19 protein-coding genes are annotated in these 14,154 nt (G+C 66.2%); 2 read left to right on the top strand and 17 right to left on the bottom strand.

Annotated elements, in window-relative coordinates; translation table 11 throughout:
- Window positions 1–101 precede the first annotated feature (101 nt).
- From AX685_RS16965 to AX685_RS23570, 4 genes are all read right to left on the bottom strand, one after another.
- Window positions 102–629 (bottom strand): hypothetical protein, encoded by a 528-nt coding sequence (locus tag AX685_RS16965; RefSeq protein ID WP_033967159.1) that lies wholly within the window; start codon window positions 627–629, stop codon window positions 102–104.
- Between the two features lie 113 nt (window positions 630–742).
- Window positions 743–1,261: a hypothetical protein gene (locus AX685_RS16960; protein WP_010409110.1), complete on the bottom strand. Its 519-nt coding sequence runs from the start codon at window positions 1,259–1,261 to the stop codon at window positions 743–745.
- Window positions 1,262–1,283: 22 nt separating this feature from the next.
- The gene (locus AX685_RS16955; RefSeq protein ID WP_062126511.1) at window positions 1,284–1,541 is read right to left on the bottom strand and encodes a hypothetical protein; all 258 of its coding nucleotides are present in this window, start codon (window positions 1,539–1,541) and stop codon (window positions 1,284–1,286) included.
- Between the two features lie 29 nt (window positions 1,542–1,570).
- Window positions 1,571–2,152, bottom strand: a complete 582-nt coding sequence (locus AX685_RS23570) for a group II intron reverse transcriptase/maturase (RefSeq protein WP_082741042.1) — start codon at window positions 2,150–2,152, stop codon at window positions 1,571–1,573.
- A 163-nt stretch (window positions 2,153–2,315) separates the two neighbouring features.
- Here AX685_RS23570 and istA point away from each other — a divergent pair, with 163 nt between their 5' ends.
- The gene (istA, locus tag AX685_RS16945) at window positions 2,316–3,803 is read left to right on the top strand and encodes an IS21 family transposase (protein ID WP_066278423.1); all 1,488 of its coding nucleotides are present in this window, start codon (window positions 2,316–2,318) and stop codon (window positions 3,801–3,803) included.
- A complete protein-coding gene (gene istB, locus AX685_RS16940; RefSeq protein ID WP_371859768.1) occupies window positions 3,800–4,651 on the top strand; it encodes an IS21-like element helper ATPase IstB in 852 nt (283 codons plus the stop codon). Before istA ends, istB begins: the two co-directional genes overlap by 4 nt.
- Here the strand turns inward: istB and AX685_RS16935 are convergent.
- The 13 genes from AX685_RS16935 to AX685_RS16875 form a co-directional block, all read right to left on the bottom strand.
- On the bottom strand, window positions 4,546–6,018 hold the full coding sequence (locus tag AX685_RS16935; RefSeq protein ID WP_082741041.1) for a reverse transcriptase domain-containing protein: 1,473 nt from the start codon (window positions 6,016–6,018) through the stop codon (window positions 4,546–4,548). The genes istB and AX685_RS16935 overlap by 106 nt on opposite strands.
- A gap of 776 nt (window positions 6,019–6,794) precedes the next feature.
- A complete protein-coding gene (locus AX685_RS16930) occupies window positions 6,795–6,989 on the bottom strand; it encodes a hypothetical protein (protein ID WP_010409103.1) in 195 nt (64 codons plus the stop codon).
- The gene (locus AX685_RS16925) at window positions 6,986–7,534 is read right to left on the bottom strand and encodes a hypothetical protein (protein ID WP_035386550.1); all 549 of its coding nucleotides are present in this window, start codon (window positions 7,532–7,534) and stop codon (window positions 6,986–6,988) included. Before AX685_RS16925 ends, AX685_RS16930 begins: the two co-directional genes overlap by 4 nt.
- 22 nt (window positions 7,535–7,556) lie before the next feature.
- Complete coding sequence (locus AX685_RS16920; protein ID WP_010409098.1) at window positions 7,557–8,678, bottom strand: phosphoadenosine phosphosulfate reductase domain-containing protein; 1,122 nt, start codon at window positions 8,676–8,678, stop codon at window positions 7,557–7,559.
- Between the two features lie 6 nt (window positions 8,679–8,684).
- Window positions 8,685–9,401 (bottom strand): hypothetical protein, encoded by a 717-nt coding sequence (locus AX685_RS16915; RefSeq protein ID WP_062126508.1) that lies wholly within the window; start codon window positions 9,399–9,401, stop codon window positions 8,685–8,687.
- Between the two features lie 44 nt (window positions 9,402–9,445).
- The gene (locus tag AX685_RS16910; protein WP_010409093.1) at window positions 9,446–9,955 is read right to left on the bottom strand and encodes a hypothetical protein; all 510 of its coding nucleotides are present in this window, start codon (window positions 9,953–9,955) and stop codon (window positions 9,446–9,448) included.
- Between the two features lie 64 nt (window positions 9,956–10,019).
- Window positions 10,020–10,334: a hypothetical protein gene (locus AX685_RS16905; RefSeq protein ID WP_010409090.1), complete on the bottom strand. Its 315-nt coding sequence runs from the start codon at window positions 10,332–10,334 to the stop codon at window positions 10,020–10,022.
- Between the two features lie 16 nt (window positions 10,335–10,350).
- Window positions 10,351–10,644: a hypothetical protein gene (locus tag AX685_RS16900; protein WP_010409087.1), complete on the bottom strand. Its 294-nt coding sequence runs from the start codon at window positions 10,642–10,644 to the stop codon at window positions 10,351–10,353.
- A 77-nt stretch (window positions 10,645–10,721) separates the two neighbouring features.
- Window positions 10,722–11,528, bottom strand: coding sequence for a Mom family adenine methylcarbamoylation protein (locus AX685_RS16895; protein WP_062126506.1), 807 nt, complete (start codon window positions 11,526–11,528; stop codon window positions 10,722–10,724).
- Window positions 11,529–11,539: 11 nt separating this feature from the next.
- Complete coding sequence (locus AX685_RS16890) at window positions 11,540–12,544, bottom strand: deazapurine DNA modification protein DpdA family protein (protein ID WP_066278431.1); 1,005 nt, start codon at window positions 12,542–12,544, stop codon at window positions 11,540–11,542.
- 50 nt (window positions 12,545–12,594) lie between these two features.
- Entirely contained in the window at window positions 12,595–12,954 is a 360-nt protein-coding gene (locus tag AX685_RS16885; RefSeq protein ID WP_062126565.1) for a DUF3768 domain-containing protein, read from the bottom strand.
- 43 nt (window positions 12,955–12,997) lie between these two features.
- Window positions 12,998–13,963: a hypothetical protein gene (locus tag AX685_RS16880; protein ID WP_062126500.1), complete on the bottom strand. Its 966-nt coding sequence runs from the start codon at window positions 13,961–13,963 to the stop codon at window positions 12,998–13,000.
- Window positions 13,960–14,154, bottom strand: a complete 195-nt coding sequence (locus AX685_RS16875) for a hypothetical protein (RefSeq protein ID WP_062126497.1) — start codon at window positions 14,152–14,154, stop codon at window positions 13,960–13,962. Before AX685_RS16875 ends, AX685_RS16880 begins: the two co-directional genes overlap by 4 nt.

Genomic DNA, 14,154 nt, shown 5'->3' with positions numbered 1-14,154 from the left:
CCTCCCCGGCCCTTCGGCCGGGCAGGGCGCGATGAGCGCCCCTCACCGACCGCGTCTTCACGCGGACGGTGGATCGTGCGGCAGGCGGACGATGTCGGTGCTCAGTGGGCGAGCTGGTCGGTGAGCGCGGTGCCGATATCGGCGTGCGCCGCGGCGAGCGCGCCGATCGCGCGGCTGACGACGTCGGTCGCCTCGTCGCTCGGATCGATGCACCAGCATTTGCCGGCGTGGCGGATGTCGATCAGCCGGTCGGACTTGTTGTCGATCCCGAACGTGTAGCCTTGACGCTGGTCGAAGCCGGCGACGGTGACGTCGGTCGTTTTGGCCTTGATCGTGACGACGGGCGCGACCGCGGGGGTCAGCAGCACGGTATCGCGCGGCGTTTGCGCCTGTGGGACCAGCGCGGGTGCGGGCGGCTTGCCGAGCGTCGGCATCTTCGGGATCGGCACGAGGCCGTTCACCGCGTCCTGCGCCATGTCGGCCGCCATTGCGGTCGCCATGAAGATGGCGGTGCGCGCGAGATCCTGGGCGATGGCTTCGCGGTGCGGCTCGGTCAGCGTGGGCAGGAGGTGGCAGAGTTTGGTGTCGAGCGCGAAGGCGACGGGCTCGGCGTTGGGATCGATGCACATGATCGTGACCTTTCGGCAAAATGCCCGGACCCCATGTCCAGGATGCCGATCCGGTCCCTCTCTCCTTCCGGCGCAGCCGGTGCCGGCATCGTCGCGAGGCGATGCCGTGCCGTTCAGCGAGGCGGTCGCGGATGTCGCATGAGGCGCTTCCGGGCGGCCGACAGATGATCGATCGAGCGTTGCAGGAAGAAGGCGTGCGCGCTGTCGGATTCGAGTGTCCCCAACCGGCGTTCGAGCGCCGTGATACGGTGGTGGATCGCATCGATCGTCAGCATGATATCGTCGAACGAGAGCGCGACGACGGTCTGCGGATAGGGATAGGGCAGCGCCGGCGCGACGAAGGCGAGGAAATGGGGCTGCACGGGCAAATGGTGCAGGAGGGCGGTCGCGACCGCGCGGCGGATCTGGGAGGCGCCGTGGACGAGTTCTGCTAGCAGCACGTCCATCGCCATCGGGCGGACGATGCGCAGTGCGCCGGGGTCGAGGGTGACGGCGATCGGATCGGTCGAGGCGAGACCGATGACGCCCTCCGACAGGATGGCGAGAACGTCGCCTTCCTCGATGCAGGGACCGTCATCGAGACAGGCGTCATGCGCGGCTTCGCTGGTGTCGAAATAATGGACGCGATACATGGGCTGGTCCCTTTCTGCTGGGTCAGGAATATTCCGGGCGACGTGCGGGAAACCGCGTGGGCGGGAGGCCGGAGAAGCTGAAGGCGCGGAAGCGTCCGCCGGTGTAGGCAGCCGAATCCACCGGCGGGCGATGCCGCTGCAGGCGCTCGAGCAGCCGGTTGGCGCGGCGCATCGCCGCGACCGCGGCCTCGTCGTGGTAATGGAGGGCGATCACGCGGACGAAGGTGCCGGTGTCGTACCGTAGGGTAGGCAGGGTGGCGTCTACGAGAGAACACCCCACTGCCCCCCTCCGAACCGGACGTGCAACTTTCACTGCATCCGGCTCTCCGCTCCGGGCACTGTAGAACGAAAGTCCGGCAGCTTCCCTGCATGAAGGAGTTGATGACAGGGCGCGCAAAGCGGCCTCGTCTTCCGGGCCCGTTCGGCGTGAAGCCTCCGGAACACCGGCCCATCCCTCATGCGACGCACGGGGTTGCTGTGGTGAAGATGGAACGGTCCATCGGTGCCGCCACATGCGGAGCATGCTTGGGCGAGCACTCGGTCAGTCAGGTTGGTCCTGCTTAACCGAAGAGCTTCCGTGCGAGGCGTGTTGTCGACCGACGGCCAGAACACCGGCCTACGATCGAGTTCCGCCAGTCGCCAAACCGCGATCCTCCTCTCATCCCTCCCAACGCCGATACGCACTACGTACCTGCCCGGGCCAACCCTGAGGCGCCGGAGCGAAGCCATTAGGCTTGTCCGATGCTTGTGCGCGAGCGTCTTGAACAGACTACCGCGCCAGAGAAACTCGAGCTTGTTGAGTGCGCCTTTCACATCCACGGCCAAGGCATAGTAATTTGCAAAGCCGCGAAGTTCGGCGTTGTAGACCTTGACGATCTCCGCATCATCCATGTGAAGCAGGCCCGGACGGTGCACAGCCCGTCCCAAGTCGAACTGACCATAGCCGTGCTGTGTAGGGCGGTGACAAACCCGGCCACGGGAGCGCCGGCATAGGTGCCGGTGCGGCGGAGAGAAATCCTGCCAGTGGTAAGCTGCTCCATTTGGGGCGGCGAGGATGTTTGCCTTGGAGAGCTACGCGGCCGTTCGGCGTTTCGTGTTCGTGGAAGGTCATAGTCGCCGGGAAGCGGCGAAGGTGTTCGGTCTGAGCCGGGACACGGTGGCGAAGATGTGCGCGTTCTCGCTGCCACCAGGCTACCGGCGCGCGAAGCCGCCGGAGAAGCCGAAGCTGGGGCCGCTGTTGCCGGTCATCGACGCCATGCTGCGCGAGGACCGCCTGTCGCCGGCCAGGCAGCAGCACACCGCCAAACGGATCTTCGAGCGGCTGCGCGACGAGCATGGCTATGGCGGCGGCTACACGGTGGTGAAGGACTATGTGCGGCTAAGTCGGGCCCGCAGCCGGGAGACGTTCGTGCCGCTGGCGCACCCGCCGGGCCATGCCCAGGTCGACTTCGGCGAGGCGTGGGCCGAGATCGGCGGCGTGCGGCAGAAGGTTCATTATTTCTGCATGGACCTACCGCATTCCGATGCGTGTTTCGTGAAGGCCTATCCGCGCGAGACGACCGAGGCGTTCCTGGACGGCCATGTTTCGGCCTTCGCCTTCTTCGGCGGCGTGCCGCTGTCCATTCTCTACGACAATCTGAAGATTGCGGTGGCGAGGATCTGCGGCGACGGCAAGCGCGAGCGCACGCGGGCCTTCACCGAGCTGGTCAGCCACTACCTGTTTGCCGACCGGTTTGGCCGGCCCGGCAAGGGCAACGACAAGGGGAAGGTCGAGGCGCTGGTAAAGCACGCCCGCGCGATGTTCATGGTGCCCATTCCCGTGGCGGCCAGCTTCGACGAGTTGAACGAGCGCCTGGCGAAGGACTGCCTGGCCCGACAGAACGGGCATGCCGGACGCCATGCCGACACCATCGCCGAGCGGCTTGCCGCCGACCGGCAGGTCTTCCGGGCCTTGCCGGCGGTGCCGCTGGAGCCGTGCGAGAAGCGGTCGGCGCGCGTGTCGTCGACCGCGCTGGTGCGCTACCGGACCAACGACTATTCGGTGCCGACCGCCTACGGCTTCCGCGACGTCCTGGTGAAGGGGTTCGTCGACGAGGTCGTCATCAGCATCGCCGGCGAGGAGATCGCCCGCCATCCGCGCAGCTATGGCGAGGGCGCCTTCGTCGCCAACCCGCTGCACTATCTCGCGCTCATCGAGCAGAAGCCCGGCGCGCTCGACCAGGCGGCCGCCTTGCAGGGCTGGGATCTGCCCGAGATCTTCCAGCATCTGCGCCACCTTTTGGAAGCCCGTATGGGCAACAAGGGGAAGCGGGAGTTCATCCAGGTGCTGCGGCTGCTCGAAGCCCTGCCGCTCGCCGTCGTCACCGACGCGGTGACACAGGCCGTGCAGCTCGGCGCCATCGGCTTCGACGCGGTGAAGCTCATCGCGCTGGCGCGTATCGAACGGCGACCGCCCCGTCTCGATCTGGCCGCCTATCCGCACCTGCCCCGGACGGACGTGAAGACGACCCGGGCGGCGGACTATGGAGTGCTGGCGGCATGACAAGCGACAAGATGCCGACCGGCACGACCGGCGGGACACCCCAGGTGCTGCTCGCCCACCACCTCAAGCAGCTCAAGCTGCCGACCGTGCTGCGCGAATATGAGAAGGTCGCGCGCGAATGCGCCCGCGACGGTATCGACCACCCGCGCTACCTGCTGCGTCTCATCGAGCTTGAGCTCATCGACCGGGAGCGGCGCACGGTCGAGCGGCGGATCCGCGCCGCCCGCTTCCCGGCGGTGAAGAGTCTCGACACCTTCGACTTCACCGCCATCCCCAGCCTCAACAAGATGCTGGTGCTCGAACTCGCCCGCTCGGAATATATCCTGCGCCGGGAGAACGTCATCGCGCTGGGTAACAGCGGCACGGGCAAGACGCACGTCGCCCTCGCGCTCGGCCTGGCGGCTTGCCAGAAGGGTTTCACCGTCGCCTTCACGACCGCGGCCTCGCTGGTCAACCAGCTGATGGAGGCGCGCGACGAGCGGCGTCTGCTCAAACTCCAGCGGGAACTGGCGGCCGTGAAGCTGCTCATTGTCGACGAGCTCGGCTATGTGCCGCTGTCGGCGACCGGCGCAGAACTGCTCTTCGAGGTGCTGTCGCAGCGATACGAGCGCGGCTCGACCATCATCACGTCGAACCTGCCGTTCGAGGACTGGACCCAAGTGCTCGCCTCGGAGCGGCTCACCGGCGCGCTGCTCGACCGCCTCACGCACCACGTCTCCATCCTCACCATGAATGGCGACAGCTACCGCCTCAAACAGTCCGCCGGCCGGCGCTCCGCCAGAAGGGCGGAGCAAAACCAGGCCACTGTGTCGGCCGACCCCAACACCGGAGAGATCCCGCCGACATAGCCGGGAGAAAACGGTCGCGACGACATGGAAAGGGCCCCGATCGGGGCCCTTTCCATGTCGTCATCACGCCTCGACCGCTGGCCTACTTTTACACCGCCACCGTGGCCGGATTTTGCTCCGCCGTTGACACCGTGCCTCTGGCTGAACGATTGCACCTTGTCGCGCGGGACCAGCAACTGAATTTGATCCGTCACCGTCCGCTTGACTGCGACGATGCCCGTCCGTGCCCGTTGTTTGACGAGCCGGTCGGACGCCGTGCGAGTGCGCACGTCGTAGCCAAGGAACCTTGCTCCCTTCCGAGCCTCGCGGATCCCGCTTTTCAACGGGGACGTTCGGAGCTCAAGCTCGCTCGCGAGGAAGCCCTCGATGGCGGCCTTGATCTCTTCGGCCTCGGCCCGGCTGCCGATAACCCCCAGAAGGAAGTCGTCGGCGTACCGGACGTAGCGAAGGCGTCGAAAGTCTGGATCGAACGGGTCCGTCGCGGGTAGCTTGCGCATCGCCGCGAGCGTCTCCTTTATTCGGTCCAGCCATGGTTGGATTTCATCAACCTGCCCTTTGTCACGCAGCGCAGCCACGCGCTTCCGGGCGTACTCGGAACGGCGCTGAAGGTGCCTGTATTCCGCCGATTTGCGACGTTGGGCACCCTTGTCGAAGCCAGCGACGAGCCCTTCCACATAATGGTCAAGCTCGTGCAGGTAGACGTTCGCGAGCAGAGGCGAGACGATGCCTCCTTGCGGCGTGCCACTATAGGTTTCGTGGAAACGCTGCTGCTCCAGATACCCTGCCTTCAGCATCGCACTGATGAGAGCGGTAAACCGCCTATCATCAATGCGACGTTCAAGCAGGCTCAACAATTTCTCGTGAGAGATGTTGTCGAAGTATCCTTCGACATCGACTTCGATCAGCCACTTCACGCCCTTCCATGTCTTGCGGACATGGTCGAGCGCCGTGTGACACGACCGCCCCCGTCGAAAGCCGTGTGACCGATCAGAGAAGATCGGTTCATAGACTTCGTTCAGGATCATCCTGACCACTTCCTGCACCAGTCGGTCGGTTGCAGTCGGGATGCCGAGCGGTCTTGTTTTACCGTTGGTCTTGGGGATGTGGACGCGCCTGACCGGCTGCGGGCGATACGTGCCCGCCGAGAGTTGCGCGATCACCGCATCGATCCGGCTTTCGTCGAGATCGGTTACGGCCTCACGGTCGATGCCGGGGGTCTCTGCCCCACGGTTCTGTTGGATGCGGCCCAAAGCTTCCACCCACAAGGAGCGGGATAGCAGCAGTCGGAACACACCGTTCACACGTTTGCCGGTCAAGGCAATCGTTCCAAGTGATTCCAGCCTTTTCAAGGCGGCACAGGGTTGCATCAGCAGACCTCCGCCCTGGTTCGATGCTGGATCGAAGCTGCCGCACTTCCCCCGCTCGGTTGCGCTTTCGCTCGGGTCACCCCGAACTTATACGGCCGACCGTCCCTCACCGAGGCAAGGGCTGTCCCGGCAATTACGCCGGGTGTTCGGGTAATATTGCGGCTCCGCCGCCATACAGGTCGATAACTCGACCAGCTACAGGCGGTCCCGTAGTTACGCGTGAAAGGAGATAAGCTAACGGTCTTAGGTGGCCTTTTCATCTCTAGTCCTCCGAAGGAGGTCACGCCGACAAGGTTGGCCGGTCAAGTCGATGGTACGGACTTGGCCGCTTCTCGGGTCCGAGCTGGTAGAGTGGACCCGACGCGTCGGTGCGGGGTTTCAGTCGCTTTCCTCGCCGCCAAGGGTTTAGGCCGCGAGAGATTGGGCTTCACGCAGTGTAGCGTTCACCATAACCGTCTTGCCCTGACCCGTTGCTTCAATGCGACTATTCACTTTGGGCCTTTTCCGAGCATGCTATGGTCCCGTTCTCCTTTCGAAGTTTCAGCCCGAGGGCACCGGTAAGCTCGGTGGGCAGATGCCATTGCCAACAAGCATCACGTCATCAGACGCACTCCTTTCTCGCGCCACAACGGCGCACACCATCCCCCTTCCTCGGGGCCGCCCCAGGCACGGTCGATTTCGTAGAAGGCGAGGATGCTGCGCATGGGGTCAGCTCCGGTTGTCACCGGGTCGGATGATCCTCCCGGTTCATAACAGCCGGTCCCCCTTCCCCTTCCTCAGACGTCCGGTGCTTCGTCGGGACGCTGGTGGCGCAGCGCACGCGCGAGCGCCCGCTTGCGGGCGGTCGCCGCGGCGCGCGACGGATAGGCGCCCGAGAGGCGAGAGGGGTGTGACAAGCTGTTGTCGAACACGACCCAGCCCGTTGCGGTATGGGCGACGTGCATCCCGTCGCTGCGCGAGGGGGTGGTCATGACGGGCGCGCCCGCCTGATCGCGGCCTCGGCGATGAGCTGGCCGGCAAGCGTGTTGCGATGCGACGCGATCCGGCTGTCGGGCGCAGCCACGACTTCGGCCGCGCGTGTCAGCAGCGCAGCGAGGTCAATGTCCGACATCGGCGCCGGGTTGGTCGCGGATCGCGCGGGTTCTTCCCCGGCCTTGTCGAGCATCAGCACGAGGATCGAGGGCTTGATCTCTTCGTCGAGCGGTCGACTGTCGGCGACGAACTTGCCGCCACGCGTGATCGCGAACGCGTTGAAGGTGGGTGATACCCCGTTATCGGCGTTGGGGATCGTGGTGCCGCGGTCGTGGAACTGGATGTCGATGAAGCGGGGCGGGCCACCATAAGTGGATTCGAGAAAGCAGAAGGTGACGCGGCGACCCTCGCTGGTCTTCGCCGTGATCGTGAACGCGCCGTCGGGCACGTCGATTGGTTTGTGCGGCACGTCGTTGTAGCCGGCGAAGCCCGCGGCGATCGCGTCGGCGCGCGTCATGACGGGGAGATCGGTGATATCGGGCATGATGAAAGCTCCTTGCTCTGGATCAGGCGGCACGCTTCAGCGCGATCAGGTCGGAAAAGCGGTCTCGCACCGCGCCGGCATTGGGATAGAGATCGGCGAGACCGTGCCGCGAGAGGATCGGTGCGCGGGACGCGGCGATGATGCCGGCCTCCTCGATGGTGGGAATGCGCGGCGGCCAGCCTTTGACGTAGCGCAGGTCGGGCGGCATCGCGGCTTCGAGCCGTCGCCGCTCGGCGGCATCGGCCTTGGCGAGGGAAATCCGGTTCCTCAAATTACCCGGTATGTGACGCGGTGCGACGTCGGCGAGCCAGCGTGCGGGCTGGAACGAGAAGGTTGAGGTCGCCTCGAGGCCGACCAGGTGGAGCAGCGCGGGACGGTTCGCCGGTGCCGAAGCCGATGCCTGGGCGTCGCCGAGCGATTGAAGGACGCAAAAGCGGCACGACAGTCGTGACGACTGGTAACAGGTGTAGGCGACGTGCAGCGGGATGCCGAGCGTATCGTGCGCGGCGAAGACCTGTGGTGTCGTCCAGTGCGCGATCGGGTTCCACAGCATCATCGCGGTGCCGTGCGGATTGCCGGCAGCGGCGTAGCGCGCGTCTGCTTTCCATTCGGGTGTGCGTGACCGAGCGATGCTCTCGTCGCGGCGCAGTCCCAGCACGTTGATGATAGTCTGGCCGCGCAGCAGTCTGGCGAGGTGCGGCCCGATGACATGGGCCTTCATCTCTGAGGTGCAGAAGCGCAGCGCCGAGGATGACCAGGGACCGATCAGATTATAGGTTTCGAGTGCCTCGTAGCGCGCCTTGCCGTTGGCAAAGCGCGTGGCCCAGCGGTCGAACAGGTCGCCGGCGTTGCGCCGGACGATCGTCAGCGGGACGCCGGCGTGGGCCGCGAGATCCTCGACCGTCGCGGGCGTTTCGTCCCATTCGGCACGGCCGAGGTCGGCGTGAATGGCGATACGCCGCTCGCGCGGATGGCCGAGCGCATCGAGGATCAGGTTGACCGCGAACATCGCGGCCGAGCTGTCCTTGCCGCCCGAGAGGTTGAAGACGATCCATGCGCCGCGTTCGACCGCGTCGAGGATGGCGGGCGGCAGGGCGAGGGCCGGAAGGCCGGCGACCAGGCCGCGTCCGATGTCGATGAACATGGCCGTTCAGGCCGCGAGCGGCGCTGGCAGCGCCAGCCACTCGGGTTCGTCGTTGGCGATGACCGGATCGTGTGCGCGGGCCTCGGCTTTCGAGAACACGGTCGCGCTGGCGAGTGCCCCGAAGCCGTCGTCGTTGTTCCAGAAGACGGCGTGGCCGTCCTGGTCGCGCGAGGCGAGCACGAAACCGAAGCGACCCTCGTGACCATGGGTGTCGGGATCGGCTGCGGCGCTGCGCGCGGCGCGATCGAGGATGTCCTGGGTGCTGTGGAACGTCAGCCCCGCGTCGGTAATGATGACGCAGCCGCTTCCGAACTCGCCGGGGCGCAGCCGGTCGCAGTCGGAGATCCATGCGAACCCGCAGGGGAGCGCGGACTTGCAAGCGCGGAAGATGAGCTGGGCGACCTGTTCGACGCCGAATTGATCGCCGCTGAAGAATACGCGCGCGTTCCCGTCTTCGCCTTTCCAGTCGATGTCGATCGCGCAGTCGAGATAAGGGAAATGCCAATCGTCGAATATCTCGAGGAAGCTTTCGAACTTCATCGGCCCCTTCGCCGGGAACACGGCGTGAAACGCGGGATCGAGCGCGTCATATTCGTGGGCGAGGTCGGCATCGTCGCCGTTGGTGTCGAGGATATCGACTGCCTGTTCGGCAATGGTTAGCAACGCCGCGTCGGCGTGGCTCATGGTCAGCGTGAACGCGGCCTTGGTGTAGGTGTTCGCCATGGGAATGCTCCGAAATGATGGGAAATCGCTCTGTGCGGTCGCGCTCAGGCGTCCGCGGCCTCGGCGAGACGCGCGTTGGCGGCCGCGGCCTCGGCGGGGTAAGCCTGCGTGAGATTGCCGTGCAGGACCGCGAAATCCGGGATCGGGAAAAGACCGTTCGGCCCGGGCCGGGTAATCAGCAGCGCGCTGATGACGGCATCGGCCGGATCGGCATGGACGATGGTGGGCGTCTCGCCGTTATACTCGACCGGCGCGGTGAAGCCCGCCTCGCGCCAGGTGGCGAGTCCCTCCTCGACGCGTGTCGCATAGTCGGCGACGGCCTCGTCGAGCTCGTTCTCGATATGGAGGACGAGTTCGACATAGCGACCGAAATCGTGTCGGTTGGACAGGCCGGCGAGGCGGCATCCCGGGGGCGGCGGGCCGTAGCGTGCGATCAGCGCGGACTTGTAGACCGCGATTTCGAGGCGGTTGAGGCTGTCGAAGTTGGGCGACTGGCCGAGTTGCGCGCAATCCTCCTCGGCGGGACCGGCACCGAGATCGATAAAATATGGCATGGGGCTCTCCGTCGATCGTCATTGATCGACGCGCCCCATCCCCCTCCCCTTTCTTGTCGGGTACTCAGTCGCCGAAGAAGCGGCGCTTGATGGCGATCTGCGCCTCGCCATCGGACTGGCCGAGGGTCATCAGCCGGTCGGTCTCGAGCGTGATCGCGAGATCGGCGGGAAGATCGGCCCAGCGTGAGGCGATGGTGACCGCGGCGGCCGCTGTGGTCAGCTCGCCGGGGTGCGCGCCATGCCATGCGACGGTTTCGTCCTCACCCGTGAGATGCGGGTGCGGGCGCAGCACCTGGACGAAGAAGGTGCCAAGCGGGCGGTCCCACCCGATGCTGACGCTGGTGCCGGGTTCGATACCGGGAAACTGGTGGCGGCTCATGGCGATCCTTTCAGGGTCAGTGCAGCGAGATCCACTCGCCGTGCCAGGGGCGCGGGTGCGGGTAGAAGCGAAGAACGCCTGGAACATCGGTTTCGCCGCTGGCGAGGCGTTCTTCCAGCCAGAGGATGTAGAGCGCGGCGTCGGCGAGATCGCCGGCGAGCAGATCGTCGAGCATCGCGGCCTCGCGCGCGGTCTGTTCGTCGAGCGCGGACCAGTCCAGCGCATCGAGGAAACGGTCGCGTCGATCGGTGTAGCGCGCGATGCGGGCAGCGTCGGCCTGGACGCTGGCGATGGCGAGATGGATATCCACGGGCGGTGCTCCTTCCGGCATGTCGGTGACATGCCGCCCGCTCCCGCTCCCCTTCCCTCGCGCCGCTGGCGCGGGGATCATGCCGCGAGGATTTCGCGGATCGCGTCGCTCCGGCGCGGATAGGCAAGCCGGGGCAGATCGCGCGCGGTGCGCCGGGCGTCGCGCGTCAGCTCGAAGCAATAGGTGAATAGCGGGCTTTGCCGGTGCGGGCGGAGCAGATTGTCGGCACGGAGCCGCGCGAGCCAGTCGGCGGGGTGTTCGTGCGCCTCCGGCCTCGGCGCACCGAGCCGCACCAGCTGGTCGATCGCCCCGGCATGGCCGGATTCGAGGTTGCGGATCTTCGACAGCGTTCTCTCCGAGATCGTCTCGCCGGCGATGCGCAGCACCGTCCGCGGCCTCGTGCGGCCGCGATAGGCGCCCGACAGCGCGGCATAGACGACGCCGCAATGGCCGAAGGCGGGATCGGAGAAGCTGACGACAGCGTCGATCCGGGGCTTGGCGAGGCGCAGGAGGCGGAAGGCGCGCGACGTGAAGAAGCTTTCGCCGTTCGCGGCGACCGAGGGCAGGCAGATGAGCCGTTGCAGTACGCAGCCCCGAGCGGGATCGGCATAGCCGGTGTGCCGGGTGATGACCGCGCCGGTCGCCGGCACGCCGAACACGATGAGACCGACCAACGTGGATCTGCCCGGGTCGCCCGGACCGAACAGCCCGCAGGCGAGCTGGGCGGCGGGATAGCGCGGGAGGTAATGATGGTCGGCGAGGAATGCGCGGGCAGTATCATGGGCGACGACATCGACGGCGTAGCGGCGCGGGTCGATCACGCTGTCGCCGGCAACGAACAAGCTGCGCCGGTCGCGCCAGCGCTGGGAGCGGTCGGTGAGCATGGTTACCTCCGTCAGGCCGCGTCGGCGTAGATCTCGGCCGCCCAGGTCTCGATCCATCCGGTGGTGATCTCATCGTGATCGAGATCGCCGCTCTCGATCAGGGCGCGGATCTCGGCGCGAGCCTGCGCGATCGCGCGTTCCCAGGGGTCGGCGGTTGGTGGCGGTGGAGCAGACGCCGCGGCCTCGGGCAGGTGTCGCGGTGTTTCGAGCGTTCGCGCGCATTGCGTGCGATACCAGCGTTCCATGAAGTCGGCGCCGAGCGCGTCGGTCTTGGCGATGCGATGCCTGAGCGCGTGCTGTCGCACGCCTACGCCCCATCCCTGGCTGTCTATCGAGGCGATCCAGCGTGCGAACGGCGTGAGGTACGGCAGGGCATCGCCTTTCACCCCGAAGAGGTGCGCCTTGACGCCGATCGGCAGGATGCGGGTCAGCCGCTCGACGACGGCGATCAGCCCTTCGGGACCGTGGATCGGTCGCCGGCACATGCTGCCGATGCCGACGACGGTGCCGGGCAGGATCAGACCGCCGATCGCGTCGAGTGAACGGACGTAGTCGTCGGGCACGCGGCCCTGCAGCACGGGCATCAGCCGGTCGCGGATGGCCAAGTCGTCGGCGCGGGCAAAGCATTCTCGGTTGGTGGCGGTGGTGCGCGCGATGCGGTCGAGCACTTCCTCGCGGTCGTGGGCAACGCCCTCTTCGCAGCAGTAATCGACCGACGAGATGCGTCGGAACGGCCATGACGCGGCGAGCGCCATGTAATCGGCGATGCTCCAGGGAAGCCCGCCATAGCGGACCATCATGGTGTAACCGGCGGAATCGAGGTCGACGCTGGCGAGCGGTCGCGCGTTGGCGAGCGTTCCGGTGCGCCATCCCGACCACTCGCGCCAGCCATCGGCCTTGCGCCAGCGCGACAGACAATTGGCCGAGATCAGCACCGGTGCTTGCAGCGCGACCGCGCGCTGAAGGATAGGCCCGTTTGCGAGATGCGGCAGGCCGAGGATGATCTCGATCGTCATCGTCTAGCGGCCAGCTAGCTGATAGCTGTCGGCCATTCCGACAATACGCATCACAGATCCTCGCGCAGCATGAGCGTGAGAACACGGCGCGTGATGCTGGCGTCGGCGGGGTCTTCCGATCCCCATTCCAGCGCCACGTCATAATAATCGATACGGAAGTGTATCGTCTCGCCTGACAGCTCGAACTGGCCGCGATCGCGCTCGGGACAGTCGGCGGGGAAAGTGTAGCGGCGCAGCGCCTGCAGGACATGCGCCTGGGCGACGGCTTCCGAGGCGAGCGTGCCGTTCGACAGCGCGCCGAGGCACGCGCGCGTCATGACGATCTTCGCGGTGCGGTCGAACCCCTGGCGGCAACGGTCGTTGAGCCTGGCCACGGCTTCGAGGCGCGTTTCGGTGGCGGTCGAAATCATGTGATGATCCTCCGTTTGGTCGATAGCGATGGTGGCGGGGACTTCAGGCGGCGAGCGCGTCGCTTCGTCCCCGGCCTCGTTCGGGAAAGGCCGCATGGAAGCGGTCGAGCCAGTCGCCCATCGTCGGGCGCTCGCCGAGCGGGATGACGGCCGCGACATCCTGGAACCGGATGAGGTCGAGCGGCGCATCGCGGATGATCCGGTCGATCTCGTCAGCCGGCAGGAGGTGCTCGTCGCGGATGAAGGCGGTCATCGATCCCGGGCGCGCGCGGGTCGATCTGCGCCACAGGCCCTCGACCGTGTGCAGTCGCGGGGCGGCGCGTGCCTCGACCAGCACGATGAGTCGCAGGCACCATTGCGGGAGGCCGCGGATTTCGCTCGGATGGTTGGCGATGCACAGCCAGCACGCCGATTTGGGTGGCACCGGCAGACCCTCGGCCTGGATGCGGGCGACGCAGTCGGGCCGGTCCCATCGCCATTCGCGCAAGGGGTACTCGCAGTCGTACAGCGGATCGTCGATCGACAGCGCATGGTTGGCGCGCGCGGTGTCGCGCGGTCCGGCGTCATAGCCGATCAGGCGAACGACGCGCTGCCCGCGCGCCCAAGCGTCGACCGCTGGTTGCCAGGTCGACAGGAATTTGTCCTGCGGCGCCTTCTTGTATTTGAGGCTGCAACTCGACCCGCCGAGCGACTTGCTCGGCAGCGTGGCATTGGTCAGGCACATCTCGAGGATGCCGTAATAGGGCGGCCAGTGCTTGAATCGCTTCGGGACATAGCTGACCAGCTCGAAACGGATACCGCGGTCGCGCATCCAGGGCCGGATCACGTCGAGATATTCGTAGGTCGCCGGTTTCTCGACCGAGGTATCGGCGGTCAGCACGAGGTCAGGCGCTTCGCCGCGCGCGTGCTTCTCGATCAGCAGCGCGGTGCTGTCGACGCCGATGCCGTAGGCCAGCACCACTGGTGGCGGCGGCGCCAGCGGCACGACCGGAACTGGCGCGCCGGTCATGGCGCCTCCTCCGGTTCTAGATAGGTGTCATAGGGCGCACCGGCAGACTCGATCCAGCTACCCTCCTCGTCGAGATTCTCGATCCGTGCGAGCAGCGCCGCCTTCAGCTGGCGCGCATCGACGTCGTGGCCCTTGTCGTCGTTCGAGACGAGGCTGAAGGCGAGCGTGTAGGCGTGGTTGTAGCGCGCCAT

Source organism: Sphingomonas sp. CCH9-F2 (assembly GCF_001556735.1).
Taxonomy (GTDB): Bacteria; Pseudomonadota; Alphaproteobacteria; order Sphingomonadales; family Sphingomonadaceae; genus Sphingomonas; species Sphingomonas ginsenosidimutans.
This window is presented reverse-complemented; position numbering and strand designations above follow the sequence as displayed.

What these genes read in the sequence shown, in the direction of transcription:
- AX685_RS16895 (WP_062126506.1), bottom strand. Translation starts at nt 11,528, where the DNA reads ATGCTCACCGACCGCTCCCAGCGCTGGCGCGACCGGCGCAGCTTGTTC.
- AX685_RS16960 (WP_010409110.1), bottom strand. Translation starts at nt 1,261, where the DNA reads ATGTATCGCGTCCATTATTTCGACACCAGCGAAGCCGCGCATGACGCC.
- AX685_RS16875 (WP_062126497.1), bottom strand. Translation starts at nt 14,154, where the DNA reads ATGGCGCGCTACAACCACGCCTACACGCTCGCCTTCAGCCTCGTCTCG.
- istB (WP_371859768.1), top strand. Translation starts at nt 3,800, where the DNA reads ATGACAAGCGACAAGATGCCGACCGGCACGACCGGCGGGACACCCCAG.
- AX685_RS16880 (WP_062126500.1), bottom strand. Translation starts at nt 13,963, where the DNA reads ATGACCGGCGCGCCAGTTCCGGTCGTGCCGCTGGCGCCGCCGCCACCA.
- AX685_RS16885 (WP_062126565.1), bottom strand. Translation starts at nt 12,954, where the DNA reads ATGATTTCGACCGCCACCGAAACGCGCCTCGAAGCCGTGGCCAGGCTC.
- AX685_RS16905 (WP_010409090.1), bottom strand. Translation starts at nt 10,334, where the DNA reads ATGAGCCGCCACCAGTTTCCCGGTATCGAACCCGGCACCAGCGTCAGC.
- AX685_RS16915 (WP_062126508.1), bottom strand. Translation starts at nt 9,401, where the DNA reads ATGGCGAACACCTACACCAAGGCCGCGTTCACGCTGACCATGAGCCAC.
- AX685_RS16890 (WP_066278431.1), bottom strand. Translation starts at nt 12,544, where the DNA reads ATGACGATCGAGATCATCCTCGGCCTGCCGCATCTCGCAAACGGGCCT.
- AX685_RS16965 (WP_033967159.1), bottom strand. Translation starts at nt 629, where the DNA reads ATGTGCATCGATCCCAACGCCGAGCCCGTCGCCTTCGCGCTCGACACC.
- AX685_RS16930 (WP_010409103.1), bottom strand. Translation starts at nt 6,989, where the DNA reads ATGACCACCCCCTCGCGCAGCGACGGGATGCACGTCGCCCATACCGCA.
- AX685_RS16925 (WP_035386550.1), bottom strand. Translation starts at nt 7,534, where the DNA reads ATGCCCGATATCACCGATCTCCCCGTCATGACGCGCGCCGACGCGATC.
- AX685_RS16910 (WP_010409093.1), bottom strand. Translation starts at nt 9,955, where the DNA reads ATGCCATATTTTATCGATCTCGGTGCCGGTCCCGCCGAGGAGGATTGC.
- AX685_RS16935 (WP_082741041.1), bottom strand. Translation starts at nt 6,018, where the DNA reads ATGCAACCCTGTGCCGCCTTGAAAAGGCTGGAATCACTTGGAACGATT.
- AX685_RS23570 (WP_082741042.1), bottom strand. Translation starts at nt 2,152, where the DNA reads ATGGATGATGCGGAGATCGTCAAGGTCTACAACGCCGAACTTCGCGGC.
- AX685_RS16920 (WP_010409098.1), bottom strand. Translation starts at nt 8,678, where the DNA reads ATGTTCATCGACATCGGACGCGGCCTGGTCGCCGGCCTTCCGGCCCTC.
- istA (WP_066278423.1), top strand. Translation starts at nt 2,316, where the DNA reads ATGTTTGCCTTGGAGAGCTACGCGGCCGTTCGGCGTTTCGTGTTCGTG.